The sequence below is a fragment of the Sphingomonas degradans genome, assembly GCF_053502645.1.
In genome coordinates this window covers 180,970-204,810 of the sequence record NZ_CP177172.1, presented here as the reverse complement: position 1 = coordinate 204,810, position 23,841 = coordinate 180,970, and the positions used below count along the sequence as shown (strand labels likewise).

20 protein-coding genes and 1 tRNA gene are annotated in these 23,841 nt (G+C 68.4%); 8 read left to right on the top strand and 13 right to left on the bottom strand.

Annotated elements, in window-relative coordinates; translation table 11 throughout:
* Positions 1-7 precede the first annotated feature (7 nt).
* The gene (locus ACG3SL_RS00965; protein WP_448663278.1) at positions 8-847 is read left to right on the top strand and encodes a hydroxypyruvate isomerase family protein; all 840 of its coding nucleotides are present in this window, start codon (positions 8-10) and stop codon (positions 845-847) included.
* A gap of 28 nt (positions 848-875) precedes the next feature.
* Here ACG3SL_RS00965 and ACG3SL_RS00960 read toward each other — a convergent pair whose 3' ends face one another.
* The 4 genes from ACG3SL_RS00960 to folK form a co-directional block, all read right to left on the bottom strand.
* Complete coding sequence (locus ACG3SL_RS00960; RefSeq protein WP_448663277.1) at positions 876-1,070, bottom strand: YbdD/YjiX family protein; 195 nt, start codon at positions 1,068-1,070, stop codon at positions 876-878.
* Positions 1,071-1,073: 3 nt separating this feature from the next.
* A complete protein-coding gene (locus ACG3SL_RS00955) occupies positions 1,074-3,119 on the bottom strand; it encodes a carbon starvation CstA family protein (RefSeq protein WP_448665207.1) in 2,046 nt (681 codons plus the stop codon).
* Positions 3,120-3,235: 116 nt separating this feature from the next.
* Positions 3,236-3,311, bottom strand: a tRNA-Lys gene (locus ACG3SL_RS00950).
* Between the two features lie 35 nt (positions 3,312-3,346).
* Positions 3,347-3,814, bottom strand: a complete 468-nt coding sequence (gene folK, locus ACG3SL_RS00945; protein ID WP_448663276.1) for a 2-amino-4-hydroxy-6-hydroxymethyldihydropteridine diphosphokinase — start codon at positions 3,812-3,814, stop codon at positions 3,347-3,349.
* 23 nt (positions 3,815-3,837) lie between these two features.
* Here folK and ACG3SL_RS00940 point away from each other — a divergent pair, with 23 nt between their 5' ends.
* Entirely contained in the window at positions 3,838-4,482 is a 645-nt protein-coding gene (locus ACG3SL_RS00940) for a uracil-DNA glycosylase (RefSeq protein ID WP_448663275.1), read from the top strand.
* Positions 4,483-4,602: 120 nt separating this feature from the next.
* Here ACG3SL_RS00940 and ACG3SL_RS00935 read toward each other — a convergent pair whose 3' ends face one another.
* Positions 4,603-5,304, bottom strand: coding sequence for a VIT1/CCC1 transporter family protein (locus tag ACG3SL_RS00935; RefSeq protein WP_448663274.1), 702 nt, complete (start codon positions 5,302-5,304; stop codon positions 4,603-4,605).
* Positions 5,305-5,418: 114 nt separating this feature from the next.
* Here ACG3SL_RS00935 and ACG3SL_RS00930 point away from each other — a divergent pair, with 114 nt between their 5' ends.
* Positions 5,419-5,706 carry a hypothetical protein gene (locus tag ACG3SL_RS00930; RefSeq protein WP_448663273.1) on the top strand — a complete coding sequence of 96 codons (288 nt, stop codon included), beginning with the start codon at positions 5,419-5,421 and terminating at the stop codon, positions 5,704-5,706.
* Here the strand turns inward: ACG3SL_RS00930 and aguB are convergent.
* The 4 genes from aguB to ACG3SL_RS00910 form a co-directional block, all read right to left on the bottom strand.
* Positions 5,703-6,563, bottom strand: a complete 861-nt coding sequence (gene aguB, locus ACG3SL_RS00925) for an N-carbamoylputrescine amidase (protein WP_448663272.1) — start codon at positions 6,561-6,563, stop codon at positions 5,703-5,705. The two genes, ACG3SL_RS00930 and aguB, sit on opposite strands and share 4 nt — an antisense overlap.
* 61 nt (positions 6,564-6,624) lie before the next feature.
* A complete protein-coding gene (locus tag ACG3SL_RS00920; RefSeq protein WP_448663271.1) occupies positions 6,625-8,055 on the bottom strand; it encodes a glucoamylase family protein in 1,431 nt (476 codons plus the stop codon).
* A gap of 71 nt (positions 8,056-8,126) precedes the next feature.
* Positions 8,127-11,114, bottom strand: a complete 2,988-nt coding sequence (locus ACG3SL_RS00915; RefSeq protein ID WP_448663270.1) for a TonB-dependent receptor — start codon at positions 11,112-11,114, stop codon at positions 8,127-8,129.
* A gap of 26 nt (positions 11,115-11,140) precedes the next feature.
* Positions 11,141-12,139 carry a LacI family DNA-binding transcriptional regulator gene (locus tag ACG3SL_RS00910; RefSeq protein WP_448663269.1) on the bottom strand — a complete coding sequence of 333 codons (999 nt, stop codon included), beginning with the start codon at positions 12,137-12,139 and terminating at the stop codon, positions 11,141-11,143.
* 206 nt (positions 12,140-12,345) lie between these two features.
* Here ACG3SL_RS00910 and ACG3SL_RS00905 point away from each other — a divergent pair, with 206 nt between their 5' ends.
* Positions 12,346-14,631, top strand: coding sequence for a glycoside hydrolase family 3 N-terminal domain-containing protein (locus ACG3SL_RS00905; protein ID WP_448663268.1), 2,286 nt, complete (start codon positions 12,346-12,348; stop codon positions 14,629-14,631).
* A 6-nt stretch (positions 14,632-14,637) separates the two neighbouring features.
* On the opposite strand, the gene ACG3SL_RS00900 is transcribed toward ACG3SL_RS00905, so the two are convergent.
* A complete protein-coding gene (locus tag ACG3SL_RS00900; RefSeq protein WP_448663267.1) occupies positions 14,638-16,002 on the bottom strand; it encodes an MFS transporter in 1,365 nt (454 codons plus the stop codon).
* A gap of 157 nt (positions 16,003-16,159) precedes the next feature.
* Here ACG3SL_RS00900 and ACG3SL_RS00895 point away from each other — a divergent pair, with 157 nt between their 5' ends.
* The 3 genes from ACG3SL_RS00895 to ACG3SL_RS00885 all read left to right on the top strand — a co-directional run bounded on the left by ACG3SL_RS00895 (position 16,160) and on the right by ACG3SL_RS00885 (position 19,818).
* A complete protein-coding gene (locus tag ACG3SL_RS00895; protein WP_448663266.1) occupies positions 16,160-16,972 on the top strand; it encodes a ferredoxin--NADP reductase in 813 nt (270 codons plus the stop codon).
* Positions 16,973-17,116: 144 nt separating this feature from the next.
* Positions 17,117-17,542 (top strand): hypothetical protein, encoded by a 426-nt coding sequence (locus ACG3SL_RS00890; RefSeq protein WP_448663265.1) that lies wholly within the window; start codon positions 17,117-17,119, stop codon positions 17,540-17,542.
* 95 nt (positions 17,543-17,637) lie between these two features.
* A complete protein-coding gene (locus ACG3SL_RS00885; RefSeq protein ID WP_448663264.1) occupies positions 17,638-19,818 on the top strand; it encodes a TonB-dependent receptor in 2,181 nt (726 codons plus the stop codon).
* Positions 19,819-19,863: 45 nt separating this feature from the next.
* On the opposite strand, the gene ACG3SL_RS00880 is transcribed toward ACG3SL_RS00885, so the two are convergent.
* The 3 genes from ACG3SL_RS00880 to ACG3SL_RS00870 all read right to left on the bottom strand — a co-directional run bounded on the left by ACG3SL_RS00880 (position 19,864) and on the right by ACG3SL_RS00870 (position 22,253).
* Positions 19,864-20,094: a hypothetical protein gene (locus tag ACG3SL_RS00880; protein ID WP_448663263.1), complete on the bottom strand. Its 231-nt coding sequence runs from the start codon at positions 20,092-20,094 to the stop codon at positions 19,864-19,866.
* Positions 20,091-20,645, bottom strand: a complete 555-nt coding sequence (locus ACG3SL_RS00875) for a DUF4334 domain-containing protein (protein WP_448663262.1) — start codon at positions 20,643-20,645, stop codon at positions 20,091-20,093. The genes ACG3SL_RS00880 and ACG3SL_RS00875 overlap by 4 nt, the downstream gene beginning before the upstream one ends.
* A 63-nt stretch (positions 20,646-20,708) precedes the next feature.
* Complete coding sequence (locus ACG3SL_RS00870; RefSeq protein ID WP_448663261.1) at positions 20,709-22,253, bottom strand: DUF389 domain-containing protein; 1,545 nt, start codon at positions 22,251-22,253, stop codon at positions 20,709-20,711.
* Positions 22,254-22,442: 189 nt separating this feature from the next.
* Between ACG3SL_RS00870 and ACG3SL_RS00865 the strand changes: the two genes are divergently transcribed.
* Complete coding sequence (locus tag ACG3SL_RS00865) at positions 22,443-23,750, top strand: chloride channel protein (RefSeq protein ID WP_448663260.1); 1,308 nt, start codon at positions 22,443-22,445, stop codon at positions 23,748-23,750.
* The last annotated feature ends 91 nt before the right edge of the window (positions 23,751-23,841 follow it).

The window sequence follows — 23,841 nt, the reverse complement described above, 5'->3', positions numbered from 1 at the left end:
AACAGGCATGATCACGCGACGCCACGTCATCGGAACGTCTCTCGCACTATGGGCGACAGCCGGGCTCCCCGCCGCCGCCGCACCCGCCGGCCGGCTGAAACAATCGGCCAGCCGATGGTGCTACAAGGACATTCCCCTCGATCAGCTGTGCGCCGCTGCGGCCCGGATCGGGCTGCAGGGCATCGATCTGCTCGATCCCGCCGACTATGAAACGCCGCGCCGGTACGGCCTGCGCTGCACCATGGGCTATGCCGCCGACCCGATGACGATTCCCAACGGGCTGAACCGGCTGGGAAACCATGCGGCGATCGAAAAGGCGTTCCGCACGGGCATCCCTCAGGCCGCCAGGGCGGGCGTGCCCAACGTGATCGCCTTTTCGGGCAATCGCCGTGGCATGTCGGATGAAGAGGGCGCCGCGAACACCATCGCCGGCCTCAACCGCGTCAAGCGCATCGCCGAGGACAATGGCGTGACGATCTGCGTGGAGTTGCTCAACAGCAAGGTGAACCATGCCGACTACATGGCCGACCACACCGAATGGGGCGTGCGCGTCGCGAAGGAAGTGAACTCGCCGCACGTGAAGCTGCTGTACGACATCTACCATATGCAGATCATGGAAGGCGATCTGATCGACACGATCCGCCGCAACATCCAGTGGATCGGCCATTTCCACACCGGCGGCGTCCCCGGTCGCCACAACCTGGACGACACGCAGGAAGTCAATTGGCGCGCGGTTGCCGGCGCCATCGCCGACCTGGGCTTCCAGGGCTATTTCGCGCACGAATTCGTGCCGCAGGGCGATCCGCTGACGGCGCTGGAGCAGGCGGTGCGCACCTGCACGGTGTGACCGCCCTACCCCGGCATCGCATCACGCCTCAGCAGCAGCGCCCCTTGCCCCGGCCATAGCGCGCGCGCTGGCATGCGGCGAAGAATGCGCCGCGCGACTTGGGCTCCCGATCCGGGTGACAGGCGGCCATGTGTGCGCGGTACCGCTCATAGGAGGGCACGCCCGCGATCAGCCCCAGTGCTTCGCGAACACCGCTCCATATCCCCTTGGGAAGCCGCACCATGGCTCAGGCCGCCGCCGCAAGCGGAAGCTCGTGCGCGGTGGGCCCGGGCGCGCGCCGCGCGTCCAGACAGGCGCGGATGGCGAACACCAGGGTCGCCAGCACGACGCCAAGGAACAGGCCGCACAGCGTCGCATCCACCAGATCGTTGAACAGGATGCTGCGCATCTCCGCCACCGACTTGGCCGGCGCGAGCAGTTCCCCGCGCGCCATCACGTCGCGTACCCGACCCGCATGGGCGAGGAAGCTCACGCGCGGATCGGCGGACAGCAGCTTCAATCCCGCCGCCGACACGGTGCAGGCGAGCAGCCACGCGGTGGGCAGCAGCGTGACCCAGGCATAGCGATCGCGCTTCATCCGAAACAGCACCACCGTCGCCAGCATCAGCGCGATGGCGGCCAGCATCTGGTTGGCGATGCCGAACAGCGGCCACAGCGTGTTCACCCCGCCCAGCGGATCGGTGACGCCCTGATAGAGGAAATAGCCCCAGGCGCCGACGCACAGCAGCGTGCCGACCAGCGCCGGCACCACCCCCGTCGCGTTGCGGAAACTGGGGACGGCAAGGCCGATCAGGTCCTGCAGCATGAAGCGTCCGGCGCGCGTGCCGGCATCCACGGCCGTGAGAATGAACAGCGCCTCGAACAGGATCGCGAAATGGTACCAGAACGCCATCATCGCGCGGCCGCCGATCATCCGGCTGAAGATGTCCGCCATCGCCACGGCCAGTGTGGGGGCACCGCCGGCGCGGCTTATGATCGTCGTCTCGCCCACGTCGCGGGCGGTGTCGGCGATCGTCTCGGCCGCGATGGGGAAGCCCATTGCGGTCACCGCTGTAGCGGCGCTCTGGGGATCGGTGCCGACGATCGCCGTCGGGCTGTTCATCGCGAAATAGATGCCGGGATCGAGGATCGAGGCGGAGATCAGCGCCATGATCGCTACGAAACTCTCCATCAGCATCGCGCCATAGCCGATGAAGCGCAGATCGCCCTCGGACGCGATCAGCTTGGGCGTCGTGCCGCTGGAAATCAGCGCGTGGAAGCCCGAGACGGCGCCGCACGCGATGGTGATGAACAGGAAGGGGAACAGCGTACCCGACCACACCGGCCCGCTGCCGTCCACGAACTGGGTCAGCGCCGGCATCCTGAGCGGCGGCGCCACCACGACGATGCCGATCGCCAGCGCGGCAATCGCGCCGATCTTGAGAAAGGTCGAAAGATAATCGCGCGGCGCGAGCAGCAGCCATACGGGGAGCAGCGCGGCGACGGCGCCATATCCCACCAGGATGAAGCAGAGCTGGACCGGGGTGAAGGTGAACCATGCCGCCAGCGCAGGATCGGCCGCCACCTGCTGGCCATAGACGATCGCCGCGAACAGCCCGACCAGCCCGATCAGCGAAGCCTCTCCCACGCGGCCCGGTCGCACGAAGCGCATGTACACGCCCATCACCACCGCGAGCGGCATCGTCGCCGCGACAGTGAAGGTGCCCCACGGGCTATGCGCCAGCGCGCGCACCACGATCAGCGCGAGCACGGCGAGGATGATGACCATGATGAGGAAGGTGCCGACCATCGCGATCGTGCCCGCCCAGGCGCCCAGTTCCATCCGCACCATCTCGCCCAGCGAACGCCCGTCGCGGCGGACCGAGAGGAACAGCACCAGGAAATCCTGCACCGCGCCCGCCAGCACCACGCCGGCAAGAATCCACAGCATCCCCGGCAGATAGCCCATCTGCGCGGCGAGCACCGGCCCGACCAGCGGACCCGCGCCGGCGATGGCGGCGAAATGGTGGCCGAACAGCACGTTGCGGTTGGTCGGCACGAAATCGGTGCCGTCGGGGCGGCGCACGGCGGGTGTCGGTCGCGCGGGATCGACCTGTGCCACGCGGCTCGCGAGGAAGCGGGCATAGAAGCGATAGGCGATCAGATAGACCGAAACCGAAGCGACCAGCACCCACAGCGCGTTGATCGGCTCGCCTCGCGCGCTGGCGATCACGGCCAGCGCCGCCGTGCCGATCAGCGTGATGAGAACCCAGAACAGCTTTTTCATGAGCATGGGCATTCCGTTTTCCTCACCTGCGCTACCGCGTTCGTATGCGGCCTGCACTATCAGGCTAAACGGTGCCACGTCACCCACTTGTGGCCGCGCTCCGACACATGCGCGACGGGTGGTGGTGGGCTCGCCGGGATTCGAACCCGGGACCTACAGATTAAAAGTCCGTTGCTCTACCGACTGAGCTACGAGCCCACGCCGGTGGCCCCTAAGCATGGTGGCCGGGCGGGTCAACCCGAGTGAATATGCAGCGCATGCAACTGGCGGATGCTGCGCCCGGTCAGCGGATCGCGCCAGCGGGGTGCGACCTGCACCAGCGGGGCCAGCACGAAGCCGCGATTGCGAAACTGCGGGTGCGGCACGGTCAGTCCCGTGCCGGACCACGCGCCGCCGGACCACAGCACGATGTCGAGGTCGATCACCCGCGCGCCCCAGGTCTGGCCCCGCCGCCGCCCGAACGCGCGCTCGATCGCCTTCAGCCGGGCCAGCAGTTCCGGCGGGCTTTCGCTGGTCTCCACCAGCGCCACGGCGTTGACGAAACGGCGAATAGACGGCCCGAGGGGCGGCGTGTGCAGCATCCGCGACACCGCCACCACGCCACCCAGCGCGGCCAGCGCCGCCGCGACTTCGCGCGCCGGGCCGCCATGCCGCCCGGCGCGATTCGATCCAAGTGCGATTGCGTAGCTTGTCGTTACCACCCGCCGGGGCCTATCGCGCGACGATGACGCTGCCAATCCTTGCCGACGCGCCCGATCGCGACTGCCCCCGCTGCCCCCGGCTGGTCGCGCTGCGCGAAACGCTGCGCGCCGAGCAGCCCGAATGGTGGAACGCGCCCGTCCCGGCACTGGGGGAGAGCGATGCGTGGCTGGCCATCGTCGGGCTCGCACCGGGGCTGCGCGGCGCCAACCGCACGGGCCGCGCCTTTACCGGCGACGATTCGGGCACGCTGCTGTTCGCCACGCTGGAGAAATTCGGGCTGGCGGAGGGCGGCGAACCGCGCGGCGTCGCGATCCTGAACGCCGTCAAATGCGTGCCGCCCGACAACAAGCCGGTGCCCGCCGAAATCCATGCCTGCCGCCCGTTCCTGGTCACGGAGGCAGCGGCACTGCCCCGGGCGCGCGTCTATGTGGCACTCGGCCAGATCGCGCACCAATCGACGGTGAAGGCGCTGGGAGGCAAGCTGCCCAAGACGCGTTTCGCCCATCTGGCCGAACATCGCATGCCCGATGGCCGCATCGTCATCGATAGCTATCATTGCTCGCGCTACAACCAGAACACCGGCCGGCTGACGGCGGAGATGTTCGAGGTCGTGTTCGCCCGCGCGCTGGCGGTTCGCGAGGATGCGCGTATCATCCGGGTTCATTGACATTAACCCCTGCGCCACCCGCCCCGCCTCGCCACCCGACCACCATAGCCTGATGGTATCATTGGTGGTCGGGTGGGGAGGCGGGGCGGGCGGTCTGCGTCGCGTGGACGCGACCTGATCTTACGCGGCAACCCCGAACAGGGCACCTACGCCCGCAGTGACGGCCATCGCCACCACGCCCCAGAACGATACCCGCAGCACGGCGGGCACGGGCCTTGCGCCGCCCGCCCGTGCGCCGACCCAGCCGAGCACCGCGAGGCACAGCAGCGCCGCCGCGAACACCGCCGCCACGATTGCTCCCTGCGGCACCAGCAGCGCCACGATCAGCGGCACCGCCGCCCCGACCGAGAAGGTCGCCGCCGACGCCATCGCCGCCTGGAGCGGGCGCGCCGTCATCACTTCGGAAATGCCCAGCTCGTCGCGGGCATGCGCGCCCAGCGCGTCCGCTGCCATCATCTGCTCCGCCACTTGCCGCGCCAGCGCCGGATCGACGCCGCGCCCGACATAGATCGCCGCCAGCTCGTCGCGCTCGAACGCCGGGTCGGTGCGGATTTCCTCGGCCTCGCGCGCCAGGTCGGCGCGCTCGGTATCGGCCTGCGAGCTGACCGAGACGAACTCCCCCGCCGCCATCGACAGCGCGCCCGCGAGCAGCCCCGCCACCCCCGCGACCAGGATCGCGCCGCGCTCCGGCCCGGCGGCGGCGACGCCGACGATCAGGCTGGCGGTAGAGACGATCCCGTCATTCGCCCCCAGCACCGCCGCGCGCAACCATCCGATCCGGCTGGCGAGGTGGCGTTCGCTGTGCGTGGTCGTGCTGCGCATGGATGGGTCTCCGGCTGGCGTTGCGTGCTTGTGGGCGCAATGCCGGCAGGCGCCAAGCGGGGATTGTACGGACGCACAGCGATGATAGTCTGCACCGACCGAAGGAGAGTGCCGATGCCCGCGCTGTTGCTTGCCCTTGCCCTGTTCCCCGCCGCAGCGCTTGCCGAAGAGCGTGCGCCCGTGGACGCCGCTCCCGCCGCGCTGGCGCCGTGCGATCCGCACAACAGCCTTTCCTTCGCAGGCGCCGAGCCGGCGGAGCGGCCCGCGCTGCGCACGCTGGATCGCGAGCCGGAGGCCACGCAATATCTGGGCGTGCTGCGCAGCGAAGGCGGCTGCACGCGCCCGATCAAGGCGCGCGGCGTGTTCCACGGCAGGACGAACGCAAGCCTGCCCGCGCGTTAAATATCCTGCACCAGCCGCCCGTACAGCTCGGGCCGGCGATCGCGGAAGAAGCCGAAGGCGGCGCGGTGGCGCTTCACCACGTCGAGGTCGAGCGTCGCGGTGATGACGCCGGTCTCGGTGCGGTCCAGCTCGGCGACGATGTCCCCGCGCTCATTGGCGATGAAGCTGGTGCCGTAGAAGGTCTGGCCATGCTCGGTCCCCACCCGGTTGGCGGCGATCACCGGCACGACGTTGGACACCGCATGGCCCACCATCGCGCGGCGCCACAGCCGGGCGGTGTCCAGGCTGTCGTCGTGCGGTTCGTTGCCGATCGCAGTGGGGAAGAACAGCAGCTGCGCGCCCATCAGCATCATCGCGCGCGCGGTTTCGGGATACCATTGGTCCCAGCAGATGCCGACGCCCAGCTTGGCCCCGCCCGCCGCCTGCGGCCCGTCCCACACCTTGAACCCGGTATTGCCGGGGCGGAAATAGAATTTCTCTTCATAGCCCGGGCCATCGGGGATGTGGCTCTTGCGATAGACGCCCGCGACCGTCCCGTCCGGGCCGATCATCGCCAGGCTGTTATAGTGATGCGGCCCGTCCGCTTCGAAAAAGCTGGTCGGGATGTGGATCTGCAGCTCGGCGGCGAGCTTCTGCATCGCCAGCACGGCGGGGTGCGACTCCACCGGCCTGGCGGTCGCGAACAGCCCCTCGTCCTCGACCCGGCAGAAATATTCGCCCTCGAACAGCTCGGGCGGCAGCACGACCTGCGCGCCGCGCCCCGCGGCCTCGCGCACGAGTTCGGATACCGCCGCGATATTGGCGTCGATGTCATTGGTGAAGGCGAGCTGGAGCGCTCCGACGGTGATCTCGTTCATGCCGCGCCATGTAGTGCGAAACGCGGCGGCTTGCACCCCCTGCCCCGCGCAAAACCGCGCGTCAGCCGAGCCAGCCGCCGGTGAACCCCGCGCGTGTCAGGCCTGCGCGGATCGGCGCGGACTTGCGCATCCGGGCCCAGACGAAATCGCTGTCGCGATTGGCCATCATCGCCAGGATCGGCCCCTGGTCGATCCCCAGATAATCGTCGTCGAACCAGCCGAGCGCCGGATCGATCATCCCCTTGTTCAGCGGCACATCGGCAAAGCGGAAGCTGGGGTTGAAGCTGTCGAGGAAGCCGTATTTGCCATAGAGCCGCCGGCCATAGCGGGCATGGAGCGCGTGGGCGCAGGGCTCGACGATCTCGGGGGCGAAGGCGATCGATCCCAGCGCGGCGGTGGGCGCCAGCGTGCCGTCGTCGAATTCGTCGGGCAGCCCCATCGGCCCGCGCGCGGAATAGGTGCGGAAGCTGCGCTCGACACCCTTCACCATGCGCTTCACGCCTGCCGGGCCGTCGCACGCGGTTAGGCCCCAGATGTCGGCGGAGTAGCCGTCCCACTGCATCGGATTGGCGATGGCATAGTTGCGCTGGGCATAGGTCGCGCGGCGGCTGTTCTCGAAATAGTCGAACCCGGCCTCGCGCATCGTCGCATCGCGCACGCCCCGGAAATCGACCCAGACATGGCTGTACTGGTGCCCGAAATGCGGGGCGAAGGCGAGGTGGCGGCCATCCCCCTCGCCGCGCCAGCTGTGCGGATAAGTGGCGGCCCATGCCGCCCAGGCATCGCCCTGGGGCCGCTTGTCCGCATCCGGCGCGCCGAGCGCGAGGATATAGACCAGCATCCCCTCGTTATAGCCGTGCCAGCTGGAGGGTATGAAGCCGTTCTCCGGGTGCCATCCCATCGACAGCACGCCCTTGTCCGTCTGCATCCAGCGCCAGTCGACGCGGGCATAGATCTTGTGCGCCAGATCGCGGATCTCCGCCTCGACCGGGGCGGCGCCGTCGAAATATTCGGCACTGAACAGCACGCCGCCGAGCAGCAGCGCGGTATCGACCGAAGACAATTCGGTGCGCCCGAAACGCGCGCCCGTCTCCATGTCGAGGAAATGATAGAAAAAGCCCTTGTGGCCCGTCATGCCGCCGGCGGCATCGCCCTGCGGCGCGTTCCAGAAGGTGCGCAGCGTGCGCACGGCGCGCTCCGCCGCCTCAGCCCGCGTGATCCAGCCGCGATCGACGCCGATCGGATAGGCGGTCAGCGCAAAGCCGGTCGCGGCGATGCTGCAAAACCCCTTGGTCGGCCAGCGATCGGGCGCCAGCCCATTGGCGGCGTTGGTGGTTTCCCAGAAGAATCGAAAGGTGCGCGCGGCAATATCGTCGAACAGCGCGTCGCGCTTCGCCGCGCCGGCGCTCTGCACCGTCCCCACGCAACCTGCCGTCGCAGCCCCCGCCATCAGCATCGAACCACGGGCGATAAGCGAGCGGCGGGTAGGCACGATCGTGTCTCCAAAAAAGATGGGCGGGGCCGACAAAGGGATTTGGGCGGCCCCGCCCAGGAGGGGTAGGTTTAGAAGCTGAAGCCAGCCGACAGCTTGAACGTGCGCGGCGGATAGCCGCCGGTTTCGTAATTGCCGTTCAGGCGCCCGAAATTGGGCGAGTTGGCGTCGCCGTTATACGACGTGTAGTTCGCCGTGTTGAACAGGTTCAGCACGTCCACACGCACCCGGATCGCCGACTGTTCGGACAGGAAGCGGACCGGGATCGACTTGCTGAGTGCGAAGTCGACCTGGCGGAACGCCCACCAGTCGCCCAGGATGAACGAGCGCTTGTTCTGCCCCTCGATCACCTGCGGCCCGCCCGCATTGGTCGTGCCATAGACATATTGCGGCGAACGCAGCTGGATCTTGGTCGATGCGGTCAGGCCGAACGGCAGGTCGGCGCTGCCCGCGAAGATCACGCGGTGCTTGGACACGCCGGTCGAGCGCAGCGTGGGATAATCGTCGATCGACGCGTAATCGAGCGAATAGACTTCGCCGAACGCCCGGTTTTCCTGCGCCTCGGTATAGGTGTAGGTGAAGTTGACGCTCCACGGCGAGCTGGGCGTATAGTCCTTCTCTATCTTCACATACGCCGAATCCGCGCTGGTCTTGAGCCCGTTGGTACCAAGGATGATCGAGCCATAGCCCGACGGCGCAAAGCCCCAGGGCTGGGAGCCGAACGTCGAACCCGGCGCAAAGAAGGTACCGTCCGCGCGGCGATTGCCGAGCAGCCAGACGAAGCCGTTGCGGCTCTCGATATGCGTATAGCCGATCTCGGGGCGCCACATGCCGAACTTGCTGCGCAGACCCAGGCTGAACTGGTCCGAATAGGGCATCTTGAGGTCGTTGTTGACCAGCAGGATTTCACGGCCGCCGCCCGTGGTCGAGGTGGCGAGCGTCGCCAGCCCGGCCGGAGTCAGGTAGTTGGTGTTCCACGCCACGCAGTTCGCGCCGGCGCAGCTATGCTGCGGATCGCCATTGTTGAACTGATAGGTGAGCGTGCGGAACGCGCCGGAGGTCTGTTCCTGGCTGACATAGTCGAACTGGTTGCGATCGTAGGACCGGCCATAGCCGCCGAACACGGTGAAGCGCCGTGCCTCGTCCAGCGCATAGCTGAAGCCGATGCGCGGCTGGAACGCGCCGGTGAACGCCTTCCGCTCTTTGCCGGTCGAGATATAGTCGCTGATCTTGTAGTTCGCGTTGTTCAGGTTCGGATAATTGGCCGACGACAGCGCCCTGACCAGGTCGCTAGGCGTCTGGTAATCCAGATAGGACGGCGTCCGCTCGTAATCCCAGCGCAGGCCGGCGTTGATCGTCAGGCGATCGGTGACATCCCAGTCGTCCTGGATGTACAGGCCCAGCTGGAAGTTGTCCGAAGTGATCGTGCCATCGCCGACGCCCGCAACCGGAACGCCGAACTGGACGCGCCACGGAATGGTCGCCGAATAATCGACATTATAGGTGAACTGCGGGTTGGTGTAGTTCAGCTGCTGCGAGTTGAGCTTCACCCACTTGGTCTTGACGCCCAGCTTGATCGCATGGCCGGTAAAGCCGGTGTAGGTAAAGTCGTCCTGGACGGTCCAGCCCTTCTGCCCCTTGTTCTGATAGCTCGGGCTGGAGCCGGTCTGCAGCAGCGTAGCCTGCTGGTTGTTCTGGAAAATGAAGCCGTTGCCGAACGAGCGCGGCGTCGGGCTCCACGACACGTCCTCATACGACAGCTTGGCGTCGTTCACCCAGCTGTCCGCCGTGTGCTGCCAGCGCAGCAGCCCGCGCTTTTCCTTGACGTCGTTGCTGGTCGTGGCGCTCTCGGCGGTCTGGCCGCTGTTCCAGTTGACGCCGCTTTCCTTGCGGTACTTGCCCGACAGCTCGATCAGGTCGGCATCGGTCGGCACGATGTCGATCTTGCCGAAATACAGGTCCTCGTTGAACTTGCGATTGAAGCTGCCGAAAACGTCCTGATATTCCGCCGGATAGGACGAAATCGGGCGCCCCGCCGCCGGAGTCACTTCCACCGGCACCTTGTTCCGCTTGCCTTCATAAGCGGCGAAGAAGTGCATCTTGTCCTGGATGATCGGCCCGCCGAGCGAGACACCGAACTGCATGTCCTGCGTCTTGGTCTTGTCGCTATCGTTGTGCGATTCGAGCGCGGTCTTGGAACGCAGGCTCTGGTTCGTGAAATCGAAGAACGCGTCCCCATGGAACTCGTTGGTGCCCGACTTGGTCACTGCCGTGATCGCGACCGAGCTGACCTGGTCGAACTCGGCCTTGTAGTTCGAGCTGATGACCCGGTACTCACCGATCGCCGACTGGGGGAACGGGTTGCCGTTCGACGAATCCTGCCCGGTGATGCCGTTCTTGAGGACATAGTCCTTCTGCCCGACGCCATCGATGAACACGTTGACGCTGCGGCTCGCCTGCGCGCCGCCCTGGACCCGGACGGTGCCATTAGCCCCGGTCTCCAGCGAAACGCCCGGCGCGAGGTCGGCAAAGGCCAGGAAGTTGCGGTTGTTCTGCGGCAGCGTGTCGATCAGACGCTGGGTGATCGTCGCGCCGACTTCGCCGCCTTCCAGCGTGCGGATGCGCGATCCGGTGACGATGATCTCGTCGCCCGCCGCCGCGCCATCGACGCCGGCATCAGGGGTGCCCGCCGCCGGTTGCGGCGCCGTCAGGTCGATGTCGAGCTGCGCGGCCTGGCCGACCGTCAGCGTGAAATTGTCGGTATTGCGCGTGCCGGCGGCGGTCACGATCGTCAGGCGATAGGTGCCGGGGCGCAGCGACGCGAACTGGTAGGTGCCGTCGGCGCTCACCGAGCCATTGGCGCGATAATTGGTGCTGATTTCGGTCGCGGTGACCGACTGGACCTGCACCGGCTGGCCCTGTTCGGTGATCTTGCCGCGCAGCGTCGCCTGGCTCTGCTGCGCATGTGCCTGCGTGATCGACACCGCGCTGGTCGCCGTGCCCAGCATGAGCATGGCGGCAAGACCAAAGCGGCGCGCCTTCCCCTGACGATTCATCATTGTCCTTGTTCCTTTTACCCTGACGGTCATTCTTGTTCGGTTATCGTTGTGGTCTTCCGCGCGACGAGTTCGGGCGCGTGAAGTTCGGTGGTCGCCTGGTCGCCCGTGCCGTTCAGCCGGGCGGTCAGCCGCTGGACGGCGCGGGCGCCGATGTCGGCGATGCGGACGCGCATCGTCGTCAGGCCCAGATAGCGGGCGACCGGAATGTCATCGAAGCCGGCGACGGCGACCTGCACCGGCACGTCGATCCCCGCCTCGCGCAGCGCGAGCAGGCATCCGATCGCCATCATGTCGTTCGCGGCGAACACCGCGTCCACCGGGCGGCCCGACGCGATCAGCGTGCGCGCGGCGGCGGCGCCGGCCTCTTCGGTGAAGTCGCCGGGCAGGACCAGCGGATTGTCCACGCCGGCATGGCGGCGCATCGACAGGCGGAAGCCGGCCAGCCGCTCCTCGGCGTCGAGGTTGCCGTGCGGCCCCGCGATATGCGCGATCCGGCGATGGCCAAGGCTCAGGAGGTGGCGGACCATCGTGTCCGCACCGCCAACGTTGTCAACCAGGAGCGTCGCGACATGCGTGTCCGCCCGGCAATTGATGAGCACCGCCGGCACGTTGCGCGGCATGCTGCGCATCAGCGCGCCGGCATCGAGGTGCGGCGCCATTACCAGCAGCCCGTCCACCCGCCCGCGCATCGCCCGCAGCGCCTGCGACGCCAGGTCGATGTCGTCGTGCATGTTCGACAGCAGCAGCTGGAAGCCCTGGCCATTGGCCTCGCGATCCATACCGCGCACGATTTCGGAAAAGAACTCGCCGTGCAGGTCGGGCAGCACCACGCCGATCGCATGCGACCGCGCCATGCTGAGGCTGCGCGCACCGGCATGGGGCACATATCCCAGCGCCTCGGCTGCGGCGAGCACGCGCTGGCGCGTGTCGGGGTGGACATTGTCCAGACCGTTCATCACGCGCGACACCGATGCGACGGAAACCTCCGCCGCACGTGCGACATCGCGAATGGTGGCGTGCGCCATAACGTCCCTGCATCCTCAACCAGCCCGCGCATGTCCCCGCGCTTCGGCTTTCGACCCAATCGGCCCCGCCCCGGCATGAAACCGGTTGCGCGAGGACCTGACCTGCGTGCTATGTAACCGGTTACAGGATTTTGCCCAAGCAAAAAGTTTCAATCGAGTGACGGCCCGTCGCCAGGCCCGCCGTTCTTGCAGGAGAGGACAGTAAGATGTTGAATTCCCGGATCTCGCGCCGCGCGGCGCTGATGGGTGCAGGCGCGATGGCGGCATGGGCGGCCAGCCCCGCCCGCGCGCTGATCCGTGCCGCGCAGGACGCGCCGGTCCCGGCGTTCGTCGAGTCGCTGATCGCGAAGATGACGGTCGAGGAGAAGGCAGGGCAGCTAACCCTGAACGCCGCAGCCTGGGCGGGCGCTGCTGCCACTGCGCTCAATCCCCCCACCGCAGGCGCCACCTTCGAGCAGCAGCTGGACGAGGTCCGCAAGGGTCGGCTGACCGGCGTGTTCAACGGCGCGGGCGCCGAAATGTCGCGCCGGATGCAGACTGTGGCGGTGCGTGAATCGCGCCTGAAAGTGCCGCTGATCTTCGCCGCCGACGTGATCCACGGCTATCGCACCGTCTTCCCGGTGCCGCTGGGCGAGGCGGCAAGCTGGGAACCCGAGCTGGCGGAGCGCAGCGCGCGCGTCGCGGCGACCGAGGCGGCGGCAGCCGGCATCGACTGGACCTTTGCGCCGATGGTGGACATCGCGCGCGACGCCCGCTGGGGCCGCGGCGTCGAGGGTGCGGGCGAGGACGTGTATCTGGGCAATCTGTTCGCCGCGTCGCGCGTGCGCGGGTTCCAGGGCAAGGCGTTGACCGATCGCGATTCGGTGCTCGCCTGCGCCAAGCATTTCGCCGCCTATGGCGCGGCCGAGGGCGGGCTGGACTATAACACTGTCGACGTTTCCGAACGCACGCTGCGCGAAGTCTATTTCCCGCCGTTCGAGGCTGCGCTGGGCGCGGGCGCGGCATCGGTGATGGCGGCGTTCAACGAACTGTCGGGCATCCCCGCCACCGGCAACCACTGGCTGCTCGACGACGTACTGCACGGCGAGTGGAAGTTCGACGGGCTGGTCGTGTCGGATTACACCGGCGACGAGGAAATGATCGCGCATGGCTTTGCCGCCGACGCGCGTGACGCGGCACGGATCGCGTTCCTGGCGGGCGTCGACATGTGCATGCAGAGCGGGCTGTATATCCAGCATCTGCCCGCGCTGGTCGCGTCGGGCGCAGTGCCGATGGCGCGGCTGGACCAGGCGGTGCGCCGCGTGCTGGCAGTGAAGGCGCGGCTGGGCCTGTTCGACGATCCGTTCCGCCGCGCCGATCCGCGCCGCGAAAAGGCCGTCGTCCTGTCGAAGCCGCACCGCAGCTTTGCCCGCGAAGTCGCGCGCCGATCGATGGTGCTGCTCAAGAACGACGGCGACCTGCTGCCGCTGCGCAAGGATGCGCGCGTCGCGCTGATCGGGCCGTTCGCGTCGGGCCAGCATGACCTGGTGGGCCCGTGGTGCGTCTATGGCGACGATGGCCAGGCGATCGACCTTGCCACCGGCATGCGCGCCGCCGCCGCGCGCCCCGACCTTATCAGCGTGACGCAGGGTTCGGAGATCGAGGCCCCGCTGGCCGGCGGGATCGACGCCGCCGTGGCCGCCGCCCGCGCCGCCGACATCGTCGTGCTCGCGATCGGCGAAGGCACGCGCATGTCGGGCGAGGCGCAGGCCGTGACCGAGATCGTCGTTCCCGCCCCGCAAATGGCGCTGGCCGAAGCCGTCGCCGCGACCGGCAAGCCCATCGTCGTGCTGCTCAAGAACGGCCGCGCGCTGGCGCTGGGCGGCGCGGTCGCCGCTGCGCCCGCGATTCTGGTCAGCTGGTTCCTCGGCACCGAGACCGGCCCCGCCATCGCCGATGTGCTCTATGGCGCCTACAGTCCGTCGGGCCGACTGCCGGTCAGCTTCCCGCGCGCGCCCGGGCAGGTGCCCTATCATTACGATCACAAGCCCACGGGCCGCCCCAACCCGCCGGGCGCGCTCCAGGAATACAAGGCGCATTATCGCAGCATCCCCAATTCGGCGCTCTATCCGTTCGGCCATGGCCTTACCTATGGCGCGATTGCCTATGCCGATCTGGCGCATGACGCGCGGCTGCCCTGGGACGGGGCGCTGACGGTGCGGGCGACGGTGCGCAACACCGGCACGCGCGCGGCGGAGGAAGTCGTGCAGCTCTATATCCGCGACCTGACCGCCAGCGTCACGCGCCCGGTCCGCCAGCTCAAGGGCTTCCGCAAGGTCGCGCTGGCACCGGGGGAATCGAAGCAGGTCGAATTCCGCCTGACTCGCGCCGACCTGCTGTTCATCGGCCGCGACAACAAGCCGACGGTGGAACCCGGCGCCTTCACGCTATGGGTCGCGCCTTCGGCAGAGGCGGAGGGGCTTGCGGGGAAGTTCGAGCTGGTCGCCAGCTGACGCCCCTTACTCCCGCGCCAATGCCGCCAGCACGGCGGCATGGGCGCGGCGGCCAAGCGGGCTGAGCGCGATCAGCACCGCCGCGACCGCGAGGAACGCCAGCGGCACCAGCGCCACCGCCAGCCGCAGCGCGTCGCGCGTCGCGGCGCCGGCCACCATGTCGGCCCGGTATCCGATCGTCTCCAGCGTCAGTCCGAACAACGCGGTGGCGACGCCGATCGCCACCCGCTGGAGCAGCGCCGCCAGCCCCATCACTGCGCCCTCCAGCCGCAGCCCGGTGACGCGCTCGCCATATTCGACGGTGTTGGGCAGCAACGCCCAGAACACGATGTTGAGCCCGATCAGCGCCACCTGCATCGCGGCGAGAAAGAACTGGGTGCTGTGCGTCCCCGCAAAGGCGTTGCCGGCAAAGGCACCGAGCAGCACCAGCGCCAGCCCGGTGGCGGCGAACCACGCCGTCATGCCCCCCAGCGCCCGGCACGCCAGCGTCCATAGCGGCACCGCCACCAGCCCCACTGCCCCCATCAGCGCGAACGCCAGCTGCCCCGCCGCGACGTCGCCGAACGCAGTCTTGTAGTAATAGAGCACCGACTTCGACAGGAAGGTCGATGCGATCACCACCCCCGCCATCGCCGCGTTGAGCAGCACGAAGGCGCGGTTGTGCGCCAGCGCCGCCAGCACGCGGCCCAGCGCCGGGGGCGCCTGTACCGGCGCCGGGCGATGCTCGGGCGCGAACGCGCCGACCAGCAGCAGGATCGCGGTGCCCACCCCCGCCAGCGCTGCCGCCGCCGCCAGATGCGCCGCGATCGGCCCCTTGCCCCCGGCCAGCCACGCCCCCAGCGGCTGGGTGCCCAGCGTCACCACCACCAGCGCCAGCGTGCCGAACAGCATCCGCATCCCCGCCACCAGCGCGCGGTCGCCGGCATCGCTGCTCACCCGCGCCGACATCGCCAGATAGGGGATGTTGACCATCGCATAGCCGGTGCGGAAGAGCAGGTGCGTGCCCAGGATCATCGCCCCCGCAAGCGCGCCGCTGGCCGGGACGGGCAGATAGAGGAGCACGAACGACACGCCGAGCGGCACGGCGCCCAGCATCAGATAGCGGCGATACCCGCCCGGCGCGCGCCACCGGTCCACCGCCATGCCGACCGCAAAGCTCACCAGCCCGTCCCACACCAGCGCGATGGTGAAGGTCGTCGCCGCCCAGCCCACGCCGATCCCGACGATGTCGGTGTAGTAGAACAGCAGGAAGAGCATCACGCTCTGCCAATAGAGGTTGAACGCGAAGTCGCCGAAGGCGAACAGCACCAGCCGCCAGCGGGCCGCAGCACCAGCGCCGGCGCCGCGCCGGCCGATCGAAACCAGGGTCATGCGCCGGGTGTATCGAACCCGCGGCACCGCCGGGACACATTTTTTGCACGCGTCCAAACCCAATTTGCGGTTGCGCCAACGCGAACGACTTGCAACTGCGCGTTACACTGCACGAGTCCCGTGCCACCCAACCGATCCGATTCAGGACCCCATTCGAATGACCACCCCCCTTCGCGCCCCCGTGCTGATCGACGAGCATCCCAGCTTCGCAAGCTGTGCCGTCCGCTGGGTGCGCCACTGGAACGAGCATCTGTTCAGCTTTGCGATCGAGCGCCCGGCCAGCTTTCGCTTCCGCGCGGGCGAATTCGTGATGATCGGGCTGCCTGCCGACGGCAAGCCGCTGATGCGCGCCTATTCGATCGCCAGCCCCACCTATGCCGAGGAACTCGAGTTCCTGTCGATCAAGGTGCAGGACGGCCCGCTGACCTCGCGGCTCCAGCTGATCCAGGAAGGCGACCAGATCTATCTGGGCCGCAAGCCGACCGGCACGCTGGTCACCGACGCACTGCTGCCGGGCAAGCGGCTGTTCCTGCTCTCGACCGGCACCGGCATGGCGCCGTTCCTCAGCCTGATCCGCGAACCCGATGTGTATGACATGTTCGACCAGATCGTGCTGGTCCACGGCGTGCGCCGCGTCAGCGACCTGGCGTATCACGACCTGCTCGACTCGCGCCTCGTCGGCGATCCGCTGGTCGAGGACCAGGCACAGGCGCAGTTCCACTATGTGCCCACCGTTACCCGCGAGACGTTCCGCACCCAGGGCCGGATCGGCGACCTGATCGAATCGGGCGCGCTGTTCCAGGGGCTGGAAGGTCCCGCCGCGTTCGATCCCGAGACCGATCGTGTCATGCTGTGCGGCAGCACCGCGATGAACAACGACATGGCGGCGCTGCTCAAGGAGCGCGGTTTCGAAGAGGGCGCCAATTCCAAGCCCGGCCAGTTCGTGCTCGAGCGCGCGTTCGTCGGCTGATCCTTCGCGACGGTGCGGCGCCCGCTGCCGCACCGTCGCTTTCGCGCAACACGGCCGGCAAATGCGTCGCCATGTTTCGCCATGTGACTTTACAACATATCGGTGCTGCTGCACTGCAATAGCAGTGATTACTCGGTACCAGCGTTGAGCGTCGGCACGACCTCTACGGGCATCCTCCCCGGCCACGGAGCGCATCGCGCGCCGCGTCGGCGCGCGGACGCCCTGCGCACGCTGTTGCTCTGGGCCGTCCTGCTCGCCTTTGCATGGCAGGCGATCGTTACCCAGACGCACCGCCATTTCGACGCGATCCAGCAACTGGCGATGTGGGCGCCCACTGCCGTCGCCGACGATGGATCGCGCACCGATTCGCCGTTCGATTCACCCGCCAATTGCCCGGTTTGCCGCGAGACGGCGCATGCCGGGCCGCTGCTGCTGCCCCCGGCGATCACGATCGCGCTGGTCGCGCCTGTATCCTTCCGGGCCGCAGCGATCGTCGCGCGTCCGCTGGCGCGCCTCGAACCCTCGCATAACTGGCGCAGCCGCGCGCCCCCGGAACCGCTCCAAGCCTGAGAAACGCCCCGCTGCACGCTGCCGCTTCCCGCTGCGCGCGCATACCTGCCGTTTCGCACCCCTCGGAAAAACAAAGGTTCTTGGAGTACTCCCCCATGCGTTCGATCTTCCTGCTGAGCGCCGCGTCGCTCGCGCTCGCCCTGCCCGCCGCCGCCCATGCCGCCGGCCCCGACACCACGCCGCCCAAGCCCGACACCAGCGCGCCCGCCCCCGCCAACGCCGATGGCCAGTCCACCCCCACGTCGAAGGGCGACGAGATCGTCGTCACCGGCCTGCTCCAGCAGAGCGAGAAGGATGTGCTGTCCGGCACCACCGTCGTCTCGGGCGAAGAACTGACCCGCAACCTGCGCCCCAGCATCGGTGAGACGCTGGCCCGCCAGCCCGGCGTGTCCGCCACGTCGTTCGGCCCCAGCGCGTCGCGCCCGATCCTGCGCGGCTTCCAGGGCGAGCGCATCCGCGTGCTGACCGACGGCATCGGCTCGATCGACGTGTCGAACACCTCGGTCGATCACGCCGTCATCATCGATCCGCTGCTCGCCGAGCGCGTCGAAATCGTGCGCGGCCCCTCTGCACTGCTCTATGGCTCGTCGGCGATCGGCGGCGTGGTCAACGTGATCGACAGCCGCATCCCGCGCGCGATCCCCGAAAACGGCTACCGCGTGAGCGGCATCGCCAATTACGGCTCGGCCGCGAACGAGCGCTCGGTCGGCGGCGCCGCCGATGTAGCGCTGGCGGGCAAGATCGTCCTCCACGCCGACGGTTCGTATCTGAAGAGCGACGATCTCGACATTGGCGGCCATGTCCTGTCGCGCCAGGCGCGCCGCGACGCGCTGACCGCCGCCGCCGGCCCGGTCACCGCGGACGACCCCGATTTCGCCGCCACCGCCGCGCTGAAGAACACGCTGCCCAACTCGGCCGCACGCACCTGGACCGCAGGCGTCGGCGCCGCGCTCATTACCGACACCGGCAATCTCGGCATTTCGTACAGCCATTATGACAGCCTGTACGGCGTGCCGATCCGCTACGCGACCGAATCGGGCCAGGAACAGGAAGCGCCGCGCCTCCAGGTGGCCCAGGACCGCGTCGATCTGCGCGGCGAAGTGGAAACCGGCGGCGGCTTCCTCGACAAGATCCGCGTTCGTGCGGGCTATGCCGACTATCACCATTTCGAGCTGGAAGAAGACGGCTCGGTCGGCACCGCCTTCTACAACAAGGGGCTGGAAAGCCGGCTGGAACTGCTCCAGGCCAATCGCGGCGGCTGGAGCGGCGCGTCGGGCGTGCAATATTACCACCGCGACTTCAACGTCGAGGGCGACGAGGCCTTCCTGCCCAAGAACCGCACCAGCCAGCTCGGGCTGTTCACGCTGCAACAGTTCGACCTGGGCGCGCTGCGCCTGGAAGGCGGGCTGCGCTATGAATCGAGCACGCTGGAGGCGACGCCGCTCGCCAGCGACACGCGCTTCTTCTCGGGCAAGCGCAGCTTCGACGCGGTGTCGGGTTCGGCAGGCCTGTCGTACCAGATCGCCGATGGCGTCCGCATCGGCCTGAACGCCTCGCGCACCGAACGCGCCCCCTCCGCCGAGGAACTGTTCGCGCGCGGCGGCCATGCCGGCACCCAGGCATGGGAACTGGGCAATGCCGACTTCAAGCTCGAAAAGTCGTGGGGGCTGGAAGGCACGCTGCACGTCCACCAGGACCGCTTCAGCTTCGATGCCTCGGCCTATTACAACTGGTTCTCCAACTATATCTCGGAAAACCAGGTGGCGACGTCGGTGTGCCAGGCGGCCGCCGATCCCAGCGGGCGCGAGGTCGACCTGCCCTGCTTCCAGTATCAGCAGGCCGATGCGCGCTATTACGGGTTCGAGGCCGACGCCTCGTTCCGCCTCGCCCAGATCGGCAATTATGCGATCAACGTCGATGCGCTGGGCGATTATGTCCATGCCAACATCGTCGATGCTGGCCCCGTGCCGCGCATTCCCCCGGCGCGCGTGCTGGGCGGGATTGAGGCGCAGTCGGACCGGGTGAGCGCCCGCGCCGAAGTCGAGCATGTGTTCGAGCAGGACCGCATCGCGCCGTTCGAGACGACCACTGCCGCCTATACGATGGTCAACGCCTCGGTCGGGTTCAAGCCGATCCCCGGCAACGACAAGGTCTCGCTGCTGCTCAGCGCCAACAACCTGTTCGACGTGGAGGCACGCCGCCACTCGAGCTTCCTCAAGGATTTCGCACCGCTGGCCGGCCGCGATCTCCGCGCGACGCTGCGCTTCGGCTTCTAAAGCGGGAACCACCGTCGGTCCGGCAATCGCCGGGCCGACGGCCGCTCAACCGTTGACCACCAGCGGGAAACTGGCCCGCACTTCGTCGAGCAGCCGCTCAATCGCCTCATTCTCCGCGATCGACCCCGCCGGTGCGATCGACCAGTTGCAATGCGGATGCGTCGCCAGGTCGCGCACCGTCACCGGCCCTACCGCCAGCTGCCATTGCCGTTTGCGCCCGCCATATTTGCGGAACAGCCGGCCGACGATCAGGTCCTGCAATTCGCTGCCGGTCATGTGCCCACGCGCCGCAGCGTGAAGAAGAAGGGCGGAAACCCGCGCAGGTCCATCAGCCCGAGCAGCAGGCCGGGCGCCGCCTCGCGGAAATGGTCGTTTATCGGTTGTCGGTCATAGATCATGGTCGCCGTCGCTACACCGCGATATTCGACTGCGCGCAAGCGGGCACCGGGCTGATCGGTCGCGATCAGCCGTTTTCCGAGGCGAAATCCCGCCACGGCCCAGCCGCGATCGTGCATCCGCGTCCGCGCCGCCAGCCCGACCGGCAGCCAGCGCGGATCGAGCGCAAAGGTGCGGCCCTTCTCCTGAAACAGCAGGGGGAAGACCCGGTCGGCATCCTCGAAACGCTTCCCATACCATCCGAACGCACTGAGCATCCCGTCCATCGGGTGCCCGGTCGCCACTTCGCCGCCGCGCCATTCGCCGAACATCGCCTCTACCGGCACCGGTGCACAGCGATCGAACGCCGCCAGCGCCGCCTCGCGCGTCGCGCCCTCGCGTTCGGCGCGATCGATCCATTCGGCATCGGGCAGCGTGGTGGACGTCGACATGATGGCTCTCCCGCATCGTGCAACGCGTTGCCCGCGCCGCTGTTGCACGGCATTCTATGCGCCTTAGCGCGGCACCGCGAGTTCGAATGCCTGTCCCGCAGCGGGAGCGGGCACGGGCTCCACACCTTGTTCGCGCAGCAGCGCCGCGATCGCCAGCGCACGCCGCTGGGACAGGGTCGGGCGCGCAGGCGTCTGCGCCGGCAATCCCGGCACGGCGAACGCGCGCAGGTTCCATCGCCGCGCGGCCCAGGCGGAGGTCAGCACCGCCTCGCGCACCGCGCCGTCCAGCGTGTCCGTCGCGCCGTCGAACGACAGCACCGGCAGCACCGCCTGGGGCGGCACGATCGCGATGTCCCATCCCGGCGCCTGTGCCGAAAGGCGCTGCTCCAGCGCGCGATAGGTTGCCAGCGTCGCGCCGGGAAGCGGGGCTATGGCGGCGGTCGCGCGGTGGTGGTCGCGATCGACCGTGACGTCGTCCGGCGCCGTGCCGGTGGCCAGCGCCACCATCTGCGACAATTGCGTGATCCGCTGTGTCTCTCCGCTGCTGGCCTCGGCGGCCTGGCGCAGTTCCTCGCGCTGCGCGTCCAGCGCGCCCGCGCCGGGATCGAGCAGGATCTGGTCGAGCCGCAGCGTGAGCGGACGGCCCAGTGCCTTGCTGAGTTCGGCCTGCAGCACCGGGTTGCGCTGCGCCCGCCCGCGCGGCGTGATCACCACCGCGCGGACCACGATCGGACGCGCGGCGAAGTCCACGCTCAGCTGGGTGACGCGCGCCTCGGCCCCGAATTTCTCGGTCAGCAGCGAGCGCACCTGCGTCACCGCCACGGCCTCGCTAGCGATCTGGCGCAGCGACACGCCCAGCGGAATCGCCATCGCCACGAACAGCAGCAGCAACAGGATCGTCTGCGTCCAGCTCTGCTGGCTGGAGAGAAAATGGCCGAAGCCATAGAATCGCGCCATGACCATCGCCGACAGCGCAATGGTCACGAAATTGGTCGCGAACAGCGCCAGCGACCCCGCCAGCACCGGCATGTTGCCGGTCGCGAGGCCATAGCCGACCACCGCCAGCGGCGGCATCAGCGCGGTTGCGATCGCGACGCCGACGATCGTCTCGCCGCGCCCGCGGATGATCGCGAAGGTGCCCGCCAGCGCCGCGAACAGCGCGACGGCAAGGTCGAACAGGTTGGGGCGCGTCCGTGCAATGATCTCGCTGGTGGCGGCCTGGAGCGGCGAGAGCAGCACGATCAGCGCGGTAAACGCCACCGCGATCACCGAGCCCAGCACCAGCGCGGCAAGCGAGCGCCGCATCTCGGCAAAATCGAACAGCGCGAGGCTGAAGCCCAATCCCAGAATCGGGCTCATCAGCGGCGAGATCAGCATCGCGCCGATCACGACGGCAGGCGAGGACAGCAACAGCCCCAGCACCGCGATTCCCGCCGACATCATCGTCATGAACAGATAGCGCGGCGACCAGCCGCTATCCTGCACGATGCGGTCCATCACCGCTGCATGGTCAATGCCGTTTACGATCGACATCCGCCACCAGCGATAGAGCGGATTGTGTCGCCACCGCGATTCATGCGTCGGGCCAAGGGGGGAAATCGACGCCATCCATTCTCGCCGGCTGTTACTGGATCGCGGTAGATAGCGCCGGGTTTCAGCAACTTCCACCCGCGCCCGCGCCCCGGCGAGCCTGGCCCGGCACAGGCGCCGTGCGCCACCTCCTTGCCAAGAGGGGTGGAGCATCGGCGGTAAATGGCCCAAAAGGGCGGCCATGTTCTTTACCCACAGCGTATCCGCGTGACGGCGCCCCGGCGGCTCCGGGCGATTGCCGACCGGTTCGCCCCGCGCGACGGCGACACCGTGCTGCCGGTCGCGCGGCGCCGCATCGCGACCGGCGTAGGCGCCGTCCTGCTCGGGCTTGTCGCGCTCGCCTTTGCCGCGCTGGGGGACCAGGCGCAGCGCGCCTTCGCGGCGCTGGTGGCGCGCTGGCCCTATGCCCCGCTGCTGCTGACGCCTGCCCTGTTCGCGGGGGTTGCCTGGGTCACGCGGCGCTGGTTCGCCCCGGCGCGGGGATCGGGCATCCCGCAGGTGATCGCCGCCAGCCGCGATCCAGCCGCCGCCGCGCGCGGGCCGCTGGTCGCCCTGCGCACCGCAGCGGCGAAATTCGGGCTGACGTTGGTCATGCTCGCCGCCGGCGGATCGGTGGGTCGCGAAGGCCCGACGGTGCAGATCAGCGCCGCGATCATGGTCGCGGTCCACCGCGTCCTGCGCGTGCCGATCAGCGCGGGCGTCTATATCGCGGGCGGGGCGGCGGGCGTGTCGGCTGCGTTCAACACGCCGCTGGCGGGAGTCGCTTTCGCGATCGAGGAGCTTGCCTCGGCCTATGAACAGCGCGTCGCCGTGCTGGTGATGGCGGCGGTGATGATCGCGGGCTTCGTCAGCCTGGGGATTGCAGGCGACTATGTCTATTTCGGCGCGATGCGGCAGACGCTGGCGCTGGGCGCGACGCTGGCCATCGTGCCGGTCGTCGGCATCGTCGGCGGGCTGGCAGGCGGGATGTTCGCGCGCGGGGTGCTCGGCTTCGGCAAGGCACAGCACCCCTGGCTGGTCGCGCTGCGCGCCCGCCCGGTGCGGCTCGCGCTCCTGTGCGGCGCGATCGTCGCCGTCGTGGGCGTGGCGACCGGCTCCACCTGGGGCACCGGCTACGACACGACTCGCGACCTGGTCGAGGCGCAGGGCGGCTCGCTATGGTTCGGCCCGGCCAAGCTGGTGGCCACCATCGCCACTACGCTCAGCGGCACGCCCGGCGGCATCTTTGCCCCCTCGCTCGCGGTCGGCGCGGGCATCGGCAACCTGGTCTCGGCGCTGTTCGACGGCGCGCCTGCGGGGGCGATCGTCGTGCTGGGCATGGCCGCCTATTTCACTGGTGTCGTGCGCGCGCCGCTGACCGGCGTCATCATCATCAGCGAGACCACCGCCAGCCGGGGGCTGATCCTGCCGCTGTTCGCCACCGCGCTGATCGCCGACACGGTGAGCGCGATGGTGTGCCGCGAACGGCTGTACCACGGGCTGTCCGCCGCGTTCCTGCCTCCCGCCAAGGCATAAAACAGGGAACCTTCCGCAACCGAGCGCCGTTCCCTGAGCGCGCCCGGATCGGACCGCGCCACCAATGGCGTGGCGGCGGCCATTCGGCGCA